Origin of the sequence: Thermococcus sp. SY098, from assembly GCF_035621495.1 — an archaeon.
Lineage (GTDB): Archaea > Methanobacteriota_B > Thermococci > Thermococcales > Thermococcaceae > Thermococcus_B.
In genome coordinates, this window is record NZ_CP141821.1 from 306,900 (window position 1) to 319,670 (window position 12,771).

The 12,771-nt window shown below is 41.0% G+C and carries 13 protein-coding genes; 6 read left to right on the plus strand and 7 right to left on the minus strand.

All coding sequences use genetic code 11. From position 1 onward, the window contains the following. Position 1: 1 nt before the first annotated feature. Genes VFC49_RS01620 through VFC49_RS01630 form a run of 3 tightly spaced genes read right to left on the minus strand, consistent with a single transcriptional unit; the run spans position 2 to position 3,177 of the window. On the minus strand, positions 2 to 1,108 hold the full coding sequence (locus VFC49_RS01620) for a DUF835 domain-containing protein (protein WP_324735902.1): 1,107 nt from the start codon (positions 1,106 to 1,108) through the stop codon (positions 2 to 4). A 6-nt stretch (positions 1,109 to 1,114) separates the two neighbouring features. Beyond that, the gene (gene glmU / locus VFC49_RS01625; RefSeq protein ID WP_324735903.1) at positions 1,115 to 2,368 is read right to left on the minus strand and encodes a bifunctional sugar-1-phosphate nucleotidylyltransferase/acetyltransferase; all 1,254 of its coding nucleotides are present in this window, start codon (positions 2,366 to 2,368) and stop codon (positions 1,115 to 1,117) included. After that, positions 2,365 to 3,177, minus strand: coding sequence for an undecaprenyl-diphosphate phosphatase (locus tag VFC49_RS01630; RefSeq protein ID WP_324735904.1), 813 nt, complete (start codon positions 3,175 to 3,177; stop codon positions 2,365 to 2,367). The genes glmU and VFC49_RS01630 overlap by 4 nt, the downstream gene beginning before the upstream one ends. 96 nt (positions 3,178 to 3,273) lie before the next feature. Here VFC49_RS01630 and VFC49_RS01635 point away from each other — a divergent pair, with 96 nt between their 5' ends. The 3 genes from VFC49_RS01635 (at position 3,274) to VFC49_RS01645 (ending at position 6,326) form a co-directional block, all read left to right on the plus strand. Continuing rightward, entirely contained in the window at positions 3,274 to 4,095 is an 822-nt protein-coding gene (locus tag VFC49_RS01635; RefSeq protein WP_324736573.1) for an MBL fold metallo-hydrolase, read from the plus strand. 46 nt (positions 4,096 to 4,141) lie between these two features. After that, positions 4,142 to 5,206 (plus strand): DUF512 domain-containing protein, encoded by a 1,065-nt coding sequence (locus tag VFC49_RS01640; protein WP_324735905.1) that lies wholly within the window; start codon positions 4,142 to 4,144, stop codon positions 5,204 to 5,206. Between the two features lie 67 nt (positions 5,207 to 5,273). Beyond that, positions 5,274 to 6,326 carry an NOG1 family protein gene (locus VFC49_RS01645; protein ID WP_324735906.1) on the plus strand — a complete coding sequence of 351 codons (1,053 nt, stop codon included), beginning with the start codon at positions 5,274 to 5,276 and terminating at the stop codon, positions 6,324 to 6,326. 272 nt (positions 6,327 to 6,598) lie between these two features. Here VFC49_RS01645 and VFC49_RS01650 read toward each other — a convergent pair whose 3' ends face one another. After that, entirely contained in the window at positions 6,599 to 6,994 is a 396-nt protein-coding gene (locus tag VFC49_RS01650) for a 30S ribosomal protein S8e (protein WP_324735907.1), read from the minus strand. A gap of 105 nt (positions 6,995 to 7,099) precedes the next feature. On the opposite strand from VFC49_RS01650, the gene VFC49_RS01655 reads away from it, so the two are divergent. Further along, positions 7,100 to 8,044, plus strand: coding sequence for a hypothetical protein (locus tag VFC49_RS01655; protein WP_324735908.1), 945 nt, complete (start codon positions 7,100 to 7,102; stop codon positions 8,042 to 8,044). 75 nt (positions 8,045 to 8,119) lie between these two features. Then, on the plus strand, positions 8,120 to 8,935 hold the full coding sequence (locus tag VFC49_RS01660; RefSeq protein WP_324735909.1) for a hypothetical protein: 816 nt from the start codon (positions 8,120 to 8,122) through the stop codon (positions 8,933 to 8,935). 2 nt (positions 8,936 to 8,937) lie between these two features. On the opposite strand, the gene pyrG is transcribed toward VFC49_RS01660, so the two are convergent. After that, entirely contained in the window at positions 8,938 to 10,539 is a 1,602-nt protein-coding gene (gene pyrG / locus VFC49_RS01665; protein ID WP_324735910.1) for a glutamine hydrolyzing CTP synthase, read from the minus strand. 174 nt (positions 10,540 to 10,713) lie between these two features. Between pyrG and VFC49_RS01670 the strand changes: the two genes are divergently transcribed. Beyond that, positions 10,714 to 12,006 (plus strand): cytochrome c biogenesis protein, encoded by a 1,293-nt coding sequence (locus VFC49_RS01670; RefSeq protein WP_324735911.1) that lies wholly within the window; start codon positions 10,714 to 10,716, stop codon positions 12,004 to 12,006. 7 nt (positions 12,007 to 12,013) lie between these two features. Here the strand turns inward: VFC49_RS01670 and VFC49_RS01675 are convergent, their stop codons facing one another. Both VFC49_RS01675 and VFC49_RS01680 read right to left on the minus strand, forming a co-directional pair. Next, positions 12,014 to 12,403 (minus strand): DUF555 domain-containing protein, encoded by a 390-nt coding sequence (locus VFC49_RS01675; RefSeq protein WP_324735912.1) that lies wholly within the window; start codon positions 12,401 to 12,403, stop codon positions 12,014 to 12,016. Between the two features lie 17 nt (positions 12,404 to 12,420). Further along, positions 12,421 to 12,708 (minus strand): DUF357 domain-containing protein, encoded by a 288-nt coding sequence (locus tag VFC49_RS01680; protein WP_324735913.1) that lies wholly within the window; start codon positions 12,706 to 12,708, stop codon positions 12,421 to 12,423. Positions 12,709 to 12,771: the final 63 nt, after the last annotated feature.

The following is a 12,771-nucleotide window of genomic DNA, read 5'->3' on the forward strand; positions in this document are numbered from 1 at the left end:
TTCAGAACTTTGAAAACTCTCTTTCAATAAGTTTTCTCTCTTTTTCTTCCAGCGCATCCAGTTTCACGACAAGAATTAATGTCCCATTTTTAGAGATAACATGATCTTTAAGGCTCAGTAAAAACTTGAAAGCCGCCTTAAATCCGTTTTCAAGCATGAGATATTCAAAAGCGTCAACGTAGACTACGTTATACCCTTGCTTTAATCCTTTTGCAACAAGGTCCACAAGGATATCTATTTTTGTCGGGGAAATGGCAAAAATTCTTGGGTCGTCCTCGATGTTTCCTTCTCTAACTCGTGTTATCCAATATATAATTGAGTCGTTTCCTAACTGAAATGTCCGTGGATCCTTTCTTGTAATTATAATAACGTTATTCTCAAGAAATAGTGTGGGAAACATATACTCGACCTCTTTGCTGTCGGTGAACAAGTAAATTTCTTTCGGAAGTATTTTCTCTCTTTTTCTCTGAGGTGGCATTATTGGATAAAAAGCAAATTTAACCGCACCAATCGCGGAAATTACTCTAAAAACACCTGCTAAAAGAAATGCCACATTGACGAATCCTGCCATTTCTCTTATGAGAGGATACATTAAATTAAGTGCACCAAGTAGTATTAACCCCCATGGAAAAAGTTCTTCGATTGTCTTCTTCCTAACAATATACCTTCTGAGCATAATACCAAGATACATCAAAGATACTCCAAATGCAAGGGATGAAGGAAGGACCCTTATAGCAAAAGGCAACCCATCAAAAAAAGGAGTTGCTGCAAAGAACAACCATAGATAGACGAGGGATACATATACTCCCATGCCGATTACGTGTCTAATCTCTGCCCGTTTGTTTTTGAGGTGTATTACACCCCACATTATGAGCAGTGATATCAGAAAATTTGGAATCATGCCAGCTATCTCATACACTTCTTCTTTTATCTGTATCCCAAGTGGATCTAATATATAGCTTTCAATATCCAAAGCATTTATAAAAAATGCAAACATGAGTAGTGCCCAACCTTTTTCTCTTGTCTTGATGAACCTATATGTGACAACCAAGAAGAGTATCCATCGGGATATAAAATTGAGAATCCCGATTATGGAAGCTGTTTCCAAAACTCCTCACCTTTCATGTATTTCCTTTTGCTGCTTAACAATAACCAAGCTGTTTGAAGGGATATTTTTATCAACTATCACCCCAGGCCCAACAAATGAATTACTACCAATCTTTCTTCCGGGGTATATTGAAACGTTTATTCCGACTTTGACGTTGTGTCCGATAATCGCCCCCAATTTTCTCCTTTCGCTGTCTTCAAGTTTGCCCTTCACTTCGACTTTTATCGTTTTATTATCGTGCCTTAGATTAGCTGTTATGGTTCCAGCCCCTAAGTTTGTGTTCTCCCCAATGATTGAGTCACCCACGTAGTTTAAATGGGGAGCATTGCTGTGGTCCATTATTATTGAGTTTTTAATCTCAACTGCATTTCCAATGTGACAATGGTTACCGATGCTTGTATATGGTCTTATGAAGCAGTTGGGACCAATTTTACAGTTCTTTCCAATTTTTACCGGACCAACGATATATGCACCGCTTTTAACAACTGTTCCTTCTCCAATCTCAACTGGTGGTATTATCGTTGCTCCCTCCTCCACGATTCCTCTGATCTCATGCTTTAAGTGATTCTTGAGGATGTACTCGTTCAAATTGAGCAAATCCCAAGGTCTTCCGATGTCGTTCCAATAACCATCGTAAACTGCATATGCAACTTTTCTGCCCGCTTTTATCATGAGATTAATCGTGTCTGTTATTTCATACTCACCGCGCTTGCTTAGTGGAGTTTTTTCAATGAATTCAAAGACATCCGGCTTGAACAAATAGATCCCCAGATTCGCATATCCCCCTATGTTTCCCGGCTTTTCTTTGATTTCTTTGACATACTCCCCTTCGACTTCGATCTTTCCAAAATGGCTCAAATCTTCAAACTCCTTAACTAAAAGGGCAGCATCAGCTTTTCTAAATGCATGAAGAAGAGCTTTCACGGCTTCTCTCTCAAAGTATATATCCCCGTTTACTGCCAAAAAGGATTCACCCTCAATGTATTCCTTTGCAGAGTATATCGCCCTTGCAGTACCTTCACCCTCAGTCTGCTCCACGTAAGTGATTGGTTTACCATTATATTCATCCCCTAAAAACTCAATCAGCTTCTCTTTCTGGTATCTGACGATGATTATGAACTCATCAACGAAAGGATACAGATTATCGAGAACGTACTCTATAATCGCTTTATTTGCAACTTTCAGCAGGACTTTAGGTCTGTCATCGGTTAAGGGCTTTAGTCTTTCTCCCTTTCCAGCTGCAAGTATCACACCTTTCAAATTAACACCCCCATTATCGAGACAACCACTGCTATGCTACCAAATACTATACAGAACTTGGAGAAATTTAACCTTTCTGCCAGTGCGAGCATTCCCTCAAGTGTCAGCAGGCTTACAATAAACGCACTAAGCACGGCAACTAAGGACACTGTAATGGGCTCACTTACAGCTTGAAGCTCCAAGAATAGGGCACCAAAGATCGCCGGAACTGCCATCAAGAAGCTAAGTCTCACAGCTTTTTTCTGATCAACCCCAAGCAAAAGCAACGCTCCAATAGTCATTCCTGAACGTGAAATTCCTGGCAAAACAGCGACACCCTGGGCAATACCTGCAACCATAGCTTCCACAATTGTGACTTCTTCTTTCCTCTTCTTTGGAGCTATCTGCCCAAATTCGTCTTTGGGTTTTTCCCTGCTCTTAGCCAGGATGACTCCAGTTAATATCAAGGCAAAGCCTACTATCCCATTCACAGCCTCAGCATTTAGTGATGTGACAATTGTCTTGAATGCCCTGTAAAGTGGAAGCCCAATAACTGCGGTGAAAAGTGTTGAATAAAAAAGAAACGTCTCCTCCTCGCCCCATCTCAATGTCACAAGATTCATCAGAATTCTTCCCAGTTCATACCTGAATTTAAACAGTACTGCAAAGAGGGTTCCAAAATGAAGGAGCAGAGCATAGGAGTAAGCTTTTTCAGGAGAAATCCCAAAAAAGTTCATCATCGCCAGCATGACCTGCCCTGAGCTGCTTATCGGCAACCATTCGGTAAATCCCTGCAATATACCCATTATAATCGCTTCGATGTAATCCATGACAGATCACTGCTTGAGTATTTGGACACTTGGAAACATAAACTTTTCGAGAAAAAGGCTTTATACTATTCGGCTAATCTAATTTTGGTGGTAGAGATGAGAATTACAATCCTCTTTGAAAACCACAGTGGATTTAAGAAAGGTCTTTTTGGAGGACATGGCTTTTCGGCTTTGGTAGAGCACAGAGGGTATAAAATATTAGTTGACACGGGAGTTGATGGTGAAATTTTGTTGAGAAACATGAACGCCTTGGGGATCAAGCCTGCAGATATCAATTATCTCTTCTTAACTCATGGGCATTATGACCACACAGAAGGCTTAAAAGCCCTTCTTGAAGCGAGAAGAGGGACGAAGCTGATAATCATCGCTCACCCAGACATCTTTGCTAAAAGAGTTGCATTAAAGCCGCATTTGAGAGATATAAGTCTGCCGTTTAAGAGAGAAGAGCTTGAAGAGTTGGGAGCAGAGTTCATATTGACCAGAAGTCCCATCCAGATTGTTGAGGGCATCTATTCAAGCGGAGAAATTGAGAGGGATACATGGGACAGGCCCGTTGGATACAGAATTGAGAGCGGAAAGCTCATGAAAGATGATGTAAAGGATGACATAGCTCTAATTCTTGACTTAGGTGATAGTGTGGCAGTAATAACTGGCTGTGGACACAGCGGAGTAATTAACATAGCCATGCATGCTCAAAAACTTATGAACAAGCCAATCAGAGCTCTCATCGGCGGATTTCACTTAATTGGTTCAAAGCCTGAGCTCTTAAAAGAGACTGTTGAGAAATTAAAGGAGCTAAAAGTTGAGAAGCTTTATGCTGGCCACTGCACGGGATTTGAAGCAATGGGATTTTTCATGATTGAATTTAGAAGAGCCTTTGAGCCTCTTTACGTAGGCAAGGTTATTAAGCTGGGATAAATTATCCATAAAATCCTTTTTAAGGCAACTTTTTCTCCTTTTAACCATGTATGAACTGACAGAGGACTACAAACTTAGAAAAATCACAAAATTTGAGCTGGATATGGTTGATGAGCGAGATGATTTGCTGATCATTCCTCCCTCCTCTAAAGCCGGCCCGTGTGGAAATGACTGTGTATTCTGTTATCTCACTCAAAATCCTCCCCAGATGATTTATCGAGTTGCCAAGCATGACACTCTAAATGATCCCCAGCTGGAGAAGAGGATTGCCTACGCAAGAGAGCATTACGATTTGTGGATTCGCGTTACAGATACATCAGCAAATGTTCGATTTGATGAAAAGCGTATAGAATCATTATACAAGGCTGGCTTGGATGAGATTCAGATCTCTCTTCACACCACTAAAAAGGATGTCAGGATAAAGCTCATGCACAACAGAAATGCTGGGAAAGTTGTTGATTTGATCCCGAAAATTGTGGAGCATTTTAGAATGATTGCTGATATAATTCTTACTCCTGGATACAACGTCAGTGATATTGGGGAAATTTTAGAGGACTTGGACAGTTTTGGAGTTCATGAAGTTAGACTTTTTCCGATTGGAGTTACGAGGTTTTCAAAAACAAGGGCATTGACAAGAGAGGAGCTTTTATTTGTGAAGAATGTTGCGTTGGAGAAGCAAAAAGACCTGGATATTGAAATAGTGATTCCTCCGATATTCCAAGCCCTTTTGGGGGAGTTCACAACCGGCTTGGAGCCCTTTGACATTGAAATGAATATTCCAACGTATATCCTAACGGGTGAGCTTGCATATCCGGAGATGAAGCGCCTATTCCCAAAGCTCAACGTTGTCATGGTTAAGAATGAAGTATTTGGTGGAAATATTGGCACGGCTGGACTTTTGACGGGATACGATGTATTGAGGGCTGTTAAACAACTGCCGGAGGTTGATTTAGGCATCCTCCTTCTCCCGGAGGTCATGTTTCATGGTGATATAACTTTAGACGGCTGGAAGAGGGAAGAGCTCTTTAACAGAATCCTGATTGAAAAAGGTTATATCGTTGAGACTGCGCTTGAGCCTCAGGAGATCCCAAAGATTTTGGGGAGATTCTAACTCCAAAGCTTTAAAAACCCAATTGTAAAACCTAAGAAGGGCGAGACAAAAGGAAGAGGTGAGAGAGATGAAAAACCCATTTGAAAAAATGCCAACCATTCTTTTAGCTGATGAGCTTATTGATAAAGCCTTTAGGAGAGCTGAAAAGGCAGCTTCATCATTCACCCCGCGAGGGAATAAAATAAGCAAAGCGAGACAGAGGGAAGAGCTTAGAATAAGAACGGTTTCAAATGTCATTAGGGATAATCTGAGGAAAATCCTTGACAGAACGCCTGGTGTCTCAACTCTGCCTCCGTTCTATCAGGAGTTAGTCGATACACTCGTTGATAGGGAGATGTTTCACAAGGCTTTAGCCTCTGTGAATTGGGCGATAAAGACAATAAGAACGCTTGAAGAGAGATATGTGGAAAAGATTAGATACTCAAGAGACCCAAATGAGATTGCTCAGCTTAGAAGGCAGTTTTACGGAAGGGTTGCAAGCGTCATTAAAGATATAGCAGATAACTTAGAGTATCTCAACAAGGCGAGAGATGTTTTGAAAGATTTGCCAGTTATTGACCTCAGCCTGCCAACCATTGTTATAGCCGGACATCCAAATGTTGGAAAGTCAACTCTTCTCAGGCAGCTCACAAATGCGAAGCCAGAAGTTGCAAGTTATCCCTTCACAACCAAGGGGATTAACGTTGGGCAGTTTGAGGAGCACTGGCTCAAGTATCAGGTTATAGACACTCCCGGTTTGCTTGACAGACCTCTGAGTGAGCGCAATGAAATAGAAAGACAGGCAATTTTAGCACTAAAGCACCTTGGAAAAGTGATAATTTACATCTTTGACCCATCAGAGTATTGTGGATTCCCAGTTGAGGAGCAGATGCATCTCTTCGAGGAGATTTACGGGGAGTTCAAAGAGTTCCCATTCATAGTCGTTTTGAACAAAGTTGATGTGGCTGATGAAGAAAAGATAAGGAAAGCAGAAGAGTTCTTGAGAGCGAAAGGGATAGAGCCCGTAAGAATTGTGGCTAAAGATGGGCTTGGAGTCGACGAAGTTAAAAAGAAAATACTGGAAATCCTAAAACCAGAGCTGGAGAGAGCAATTCACTCCTCCAAAGATGTTCCGCAGTAAGGACAAAATTCCAAGTAAACTGGCTTCATAGCATTGCATTTTTCACATCTCTCTCAGTTTCGCTCCACAGTTCGGACAAAAAATAATCATCTGTGGTATAAATACAGCACCATAAAAGGAGGAACAAGGCAAAGGCACTCGCTAAAATCTTTTCAATTTTGCTATTCTCTACAAATCTTACCGGCTAAACATAAGCTCACAATATGTTAAGCAGTTCACAATTATTATGCAAAAACTGTCAGCAAAATTAAAATTATAGAAAAGGCTCAAAATCAGGCGGTCTTTTCTTCTTTTATCAAAACAGCGTTAATGACACCGTCTTGCCCCGGTCTTGAGGTGACGATTGCCTTTCCAATCTCAGTCTGAATGATTGCGCCCTTTGTGATGATGTTTCTTCTAACGTACTGCCTGTTTGCTGGGTTCTCGACGACACCGAGTATCTTTACCTTTTTGCCCTTTCCTCCATCAAAGACGTTTGCATAGAGTGCCTGGACAAGTCTTACCTTTCTGTTTCCGCCAAATGTTCTGATGATCTTTCTCTCCTCTCTGTATTCAGCAACTCTGGTGAAAGCTGGCTCCCTTCCAAGCTCCCTCTTTCTCTTCTTTCTTGCGAGGACAATTCTTCCACCTGAAGGCTTTTTGAGTGATCTTCCTTGCCAAATTGCCATATCTCTCACCTCACGATGATCCTAATCCTAAGGGCATTTTAAGGAGTTTGTTTATAAGCTTTTTCCCAGAAAAATTTAAAACATTTCAATCAATTACTGATTAAGGTGGTAGTTGTGGGAGCTATAAATGCCTTTGCCAGAACTATAGAAACCATAACTAAAAATCCAAAACTCTTGCTCATACCTCTCGTTATCGCCCTCCTAATTGCACCAATCTCAGCTTATCTTCTAAAGGATTATACAACCTTGTTTACGGAGGAAATGCAGAAAAACTTTGAACAAAAGCAGGAGGGAAATGTCATAGTAGAAGAGCACGGCAGTGTAATCTCAAAAGAAAATATGGAGAAATTCATAAATTACATCAAAATCCTGTCCCCCTTAGCAGTTCTTTCAGCATTGTTAAATGCAATTGGTCAATATGCGGTTGTAAAAGGGACCCTTACAGCAGAAAAAGGTGAGGAATATTCCCTGTTCCAGCTTCTCATTGATGGGATTAAAAATATGATTCAAGTATTTGTTGTCAATGTGATCATAGGACTAATTGTGCTTGTAATAATAATGATACCTCTCATTCTGATTATTATCCCTCTGGCAGCTGGAGCAATGACGGGATCTGAGAGTCTTCTCTTAGCAGCTCTCTTCCTTGTGATACTAATTGAGCTTCCATTGGTTTTCTTCCTTGTTGGCTTAGGATCAATGGCTGTGCCGATTTACGTTATCAAAGGGTCAATAGGGGCAGCATTTGAATGCTTTAGTGTAGCCTTCAAAAACAAGCTTTCGACTTTAGCATTTGGGGTTTTGCTGTTGATTTCTGTGATTCTTATCATGATAGTGCCGGGCTCTTTCATGGGGCTTGTAGCATTGGGAGCATCGGGATTTGTAACACAGCTGCTCTTGAATTTAATTGAAGCGCCGTTTCAAGCCTTAACACAAGCCGTGATGTCCATTGGAGGTTTGATGCTTTATCTTGAACTTACAAAGGAAGAAAAAGACCTCGAAGAAGAAATCTTGGAAGAGGTGCAGAGGGAGTTTAATGACTTTGGAGTCTGAAGTTTTCCACACTCATTTTCATTCTTTTCTCCTCACATATAGTAACATTTTTAATCTATGGAGTTGCTTTTAATTATGGTGGTGCTTATGGGAGCTATAAAGTCTATAGAGAACGCCATCAACATGCTCACAAAAAATCCAGCCCTTGTTTTAGTGCCTATTCTGATAGCATTCATCTTAGCCCCCCTCAACACCCCTAACAACAATGCCAACTTCCAATTTCCTCAGGAAAGTGCCGAGGTTGCAAAGGAGCAGCTGAGAAACTTTGTCCATGATTTTGTGAAAGATGCTGTAATTTTTGGGATTCTGACGTCTATTATGCAGGCAATTTCGGGCTATTCAGTTAGTAGCGGAGTTTTAGATATTATCAGACAGAAGGACTATCAAATAACACAGACTGTATTTGAAGCTCTCAAAAATCTTCCCCAAGTAGCTTTTTTGAATGTTTTTGGCTGGATAGTTACCATTTTAGTGATTGCCCCACCATTTGCGTATCTCTACAGCGAAATAATGAAAGCAGAATCCTTTACTATACCCGGAAGCGTCATGGATAACTTCTTTTTCTTGGCAATTGTATCTTTGCTTATCTTACTTTATGTCGCTCCAGCATCTTTGCTTCTTATACCGGCATACGTGAAAACGAAATCCATAAGGTCAGCACTTAAGGTTTACAGGCTTGCACTTAACAGGCTTTCTTCAACGGTTGGCTTTGGGATTCTTGTCTTTATAGCCATAGCGATTATAAACTTTCCCACAATGCTCACAAGATTCATTGGTAACCAGCTCCTTGCAGGCATCATAAAGGCTCCCTTTAACGGACTGAGCAATGCCTTTTCAATGAGTGCTGCAACCTTGTTTTATCTATCCCTAACAAAAGAAATAGAAGAGTAAGTTCATTTACCAAATTTCTTCTCCTTTGCCGCTTTTACAAGCCCTCTGAACACTGGGGCTGGCTTCATAGGTCTTGACTTAAACTCTGGATGGAACTGTGTTGCGATAAAGTACCTATGCCCCGGCAATTCAAGTATCTCCATCCTCCTCTTGTCATCTCCAGATATCCCACTGAAAATTAAACCGGCTCTCTCAAACTCCTCAATGTAATCCGGATTGACTTCCCATCTGTGCCTGTGTCTCTCATACACAAGTTCTGTTCCATATACCTTGTGGGCTAACGTATTTGGCTTAATTTTCACAGGATAAGCTCCCAAACGCATTGTTCCCCCAAGCTTGTCAATACCTCTCTGCTCAGGCAACAAATCAACGACGGGATAGGGTGTATTTGGATCAATTTCTGTTGAATGTGCACCTTTAAGCCCCAAAACATTTCTTGCGAACTCCACAACAGTCAGCTGGAATCCAAAACATATCCCCAAAAACGGAATGTTATTCTCTCTTGCATATCTGATTGCCATCATCTTGCCTTCAGTCCCCCTCGCACCAAAGCCTCCCGGAACTATTATGCCATCAACACCTTCAAGCAGACCAACACCATATTTCTCAACGTCCTCTGCTTCAATCCACCTGATTTTGACTTTTACTTCATTTGCAACACTTGAATGCTTCAATGCCTCGATTATGCTCAGATAAGAGTCCTTGAGCTTCACGTATTTTCCGACTATTGCGATTTCAACGGAGTCCTTGAGGCTCTTGTATTTGGCAACCATTTTTTCCCAAGCTTTCAATTCAGGCTCTCTATTTTCAAGACCGAGCCTTTTAACAAGGTATTTTCCGAGTCCTTCTCTTTCAAGTAAAAGCGGAACCTCATAAGTGTCTTCAACGTCATATGCACTTATCACAGCCTCCTCTGGAACGTTTGTGAAGAGGCTAATCTTTTTGCGTGCGCCTTCTTCAAGAGGGTCTTCACTCCTTGCAACAATGGCGTCGGGCTGAATTCCTAAGCTTCTAAGCTCTTTAACGCTGTGCTGGGTTGGCTTTGTTTTCTGTTCGCCAACAACTTTAAGCTTTGGAACATAAGTTACATGCACGAATGCAACGTTCTCTCTTCCTTCCTCAAGCTGCATCTGCCTTGCCGCCTCAAGGAAGGGCATGCTCTCGATATCACCGACAGTTCCACCAATCTCAATAATGACAACATCATAATCTCTGGCTATTCTCCTTATTCTTTCCTTTATCTCATTCGTGATGTGTGGAATGACTTGAACTGTTGCACCCAAATAATCCCCTCGCCTCTCCTTTTCAATCACTGCAGAATAAACTTTTCCTGTCGTTATATTGTGGTCAAATGTAAGATTCGTGTCCAAAAAGCGTTCATAATTACCCAAATCCAAGTCCACTTCTCCACCATCATCAAGAACAAAGACTTCACCATGCTGGTAAGGGTTCATAGTTCCTGCATCATAATTGAGATATGGGTCAATTTTAATGTTTGTGGTCTTAAAGCCCCTCGCTTTCATGAGAAGTCCTATTGATGCGCTTGTTATCCCTTTCCCCAGACCGCTCACAACACCACCCGTGACAAATATGAACTTTGTCATGGCAAAACCTCCACACGTTATGTTGTGGATTGATTGATAAGTGCTTAAAAGCTTTATTTAGAAAAGGCTAAAAATCCTCAAGACGACATTTATAATCCTCAGTAAGAAAATAAGAAAAATTATTCAACAAAATCCTTTTAATTTCTCAAGAACTTTCCCTTTTGAGGGGAGAACATGAAAAGGATGAGCATTTTGATTTTTCTCCTGCTTATCATGCCCGCAGTGGTGAAGGCTCTTCCAACTGTGAAATACGGGGCTGTTAATTTCATTCCGGTTGCAACAGAAAATGAGCTTAACGAGATCATTAATACCAATGAGGGTCAATATATCTTTGTTTACTACTACTCTCCAACTTGTCCTGCGTGTAAATATATGCGAGATAATGTTTTTGCAGATCCCAGTATAGTCCAGCTTCTCTCAGAAAGGGCTGTTCCTGTAATTGTGGACGTTTACAAGGGAAGGAAAGTAACATCACTCCGATATAAAGTTTACAGCAAAGTTCTTGTGATTCAGCCAGATAATTCCGGATATTATACCCCCAAATCTTCTGGAGAGGAGGTTACAGTTTCAGTTCCTGGAACCCCCACAATGGTAGTTTTCAAAGTTGAGAACGGAGAGAAGATCTTAAGGGGAGTTGCTGTCGGGGCACTGAATAAACAGGGCTTTGAGTTTTTCATTGAGCAAACCACTGAAAAGAAGGCGGATGTTAAGACTTCAACCCCCAAAACATCCACCACAACCGCTACACAAACGCAAAATGAGAGCCGTTTAACTTTCGCAGTTCTCCTAACAATTTTCTCTGCTGGTATTTTAAGCGTGTTTTCTCCCTGTGTTTTGCCATTGATTGTCAGCGGATTTGCTCTGATACTCGCTAAAAGGAATCTTGAACTTATCATGCTCGGCATGATTGCCGCATTTTCCTTAATTGGTGGAGCGGCTGGAGTCTTAGGTTCATATATATCCCAGATTACGGCACTCCTTTATTTAATCGGGGGAACTGGGTTCATTGTTCTTGGCACGATAATGGTAAGCGAAAAAGCCAATCTGTACTTTACTTCAAAAATTGGCAAAATTCAACGCTTTGCTGAGAAAAACCATAAATTCAAAGGTAGATTTGCGGACTTTTTGTTTGGAGCATCATTGGGAGCCACTTGGATTGGATGCATCGCTCCATATGTTGGCTTTGCAATTTTAACAGCAGCATTAAGCAGGAACTTTACAAAAGGAGTCATTGTAATGTTCATTTATGCCCTTGGAATGGGGTTAGCTTTCTATCTGGTACTCAGCTCCAAAGACCTGGCACAGTGGATAAACAAGAGATTCCTCTCAAATAAACTCACTCTAAGGAGCAGTGACAGGAAACTGGAAAAGGCAATTGGTATTTTAATGATTTTAATTGGCATGCTGATGTTTACAGAATTAACCCCATTAAAGCTCTGGAGCTATCTCTTTGAAAAAATTGCATAAAAACAAATCAAGCACTTTCTTCATCAAAATGAAATCCTTCCCCTTCTCTTCCATTGTGGATTTCCTTAATCTCAAAAACCTTGAGTGGGACTCTTTTCAAAGCCTTTCCAACAACAGCTTTTGCAATTCTCTCTGCATGCTCTAAGCTCTGGGCATTGAAGACTTTAAGGGTCAGGTAAATTCCAACCAAACCAACACTCCCAATAACAAAAGCACTCTCAAACGGGCTTCCACACACGGGACATTGGGAGTAGCCAATTTCAACCTTCACGAAGTCAAGCTTTTCTTTATTCAAAGCCTTTGCAACCTTCGATACGGCAACATTTATCGCATCCTCTGGTGTCTCAACGTCTCTCACAATTATTGGGGCTTCTAAAACGACTATATAATCACCCATTTTTCCCACCTCGTCACTCACCCAAAGGCAAATAGTCTGTTGTCTTCGCCTTTAAACACTCCAAGCCTAACTCCAGCATCAATAAAGCCATGTGCATAGTTTAAAGCAGCGAAAGCGGTCACATAATCACCTTTCTCATAGTAGTATTTGGCGTCACTGTAGTAGCTTTTTGCCATGGTTAAAAAGTCTTTCGCAACAGAATAGAGGAGGCTTTTCTCGTGCACTGCTATTTCAAGCTTTTCAAGGGCTTTTTCTGTTATTTCAAAGTATTTTTTGAGTTTTTCTTCGCTTATCTCTCGCTCCACCGGTCTCGCCTCATCTACAGCTAACTTGAAATCCTTATAAACCTTGCTTATTCACTAATGATG

What these genes read in the sequence shown, in the direction of transcription:
- VFC49_RS01630 (WP_324735904.1), bottom strand. Translation starts at nt 3,177, where the DNA reads ATGGATTACATCGAAGCGATTATAATGGGTATATTGCAGGGATTTACC.
- VFC49_RS01635 (WP_324736573.1), top strand. Translation starts at nt 3,274, where the DNA reads ATGAGAATTACAATCCTCTTTGAAAACCACAGTGGATTTAAGAAAGGT.
- VFC49_RS01640 (WP_324735905.1), top strand. Translation starts at nt 4,142, where the DNA reads ATGTATGAACTGACAGAGGACTACAAACTTAGAAAAATCACAAAATTT.
- VFC49_RS01645 (WP_324735906.1), top strand. Translation starts at nt 5,274, where the DNA reads ATGAAAAACCCATTTGAAAAAATGCCAACCATTCTTTTAGCTGATGAG.
- VFC49_RS01650 (WP_324735907.1), bottom strand. Translation starts at nt 6,994, where the DNA reads ATGGCAATTTGGCAAGGAAGATCACTCAAAAAGCCTTCAGGTGGAAGA.
- VFC49_RS01660 (WP_324735909.1), top strand. Translation starts at nt 8,120, where the DNA reads ATGGTGGTGCTTATGGGAGCTATAAAGTCTATAGAGAACGCCATCAAC.
- pyrG (WP_324735910.1), bottom strand. Translation starts at nt 10,539, where the DNA reads ATGACAAAGTTCATATTTGTCACGGGTGGTGTTGTGAGCGGTCTGGGG.
- VFC49_RS01670 (WP_324735911.1), top strand. Translation starts at nt 10,714, where the DNA reads ATGAAAAGGATGAGCATTTTGATTTTTCTCCTGCTTATCATGCCCGCA.
- VFC49_RS01675 (WP_324735912.1), bottom strand. Translation starts at nt 12,403, where the DNA reads ATGGGTGATTATATAGTCGTTTTAGAAGCCCCAATAATTGTGAGAGAC.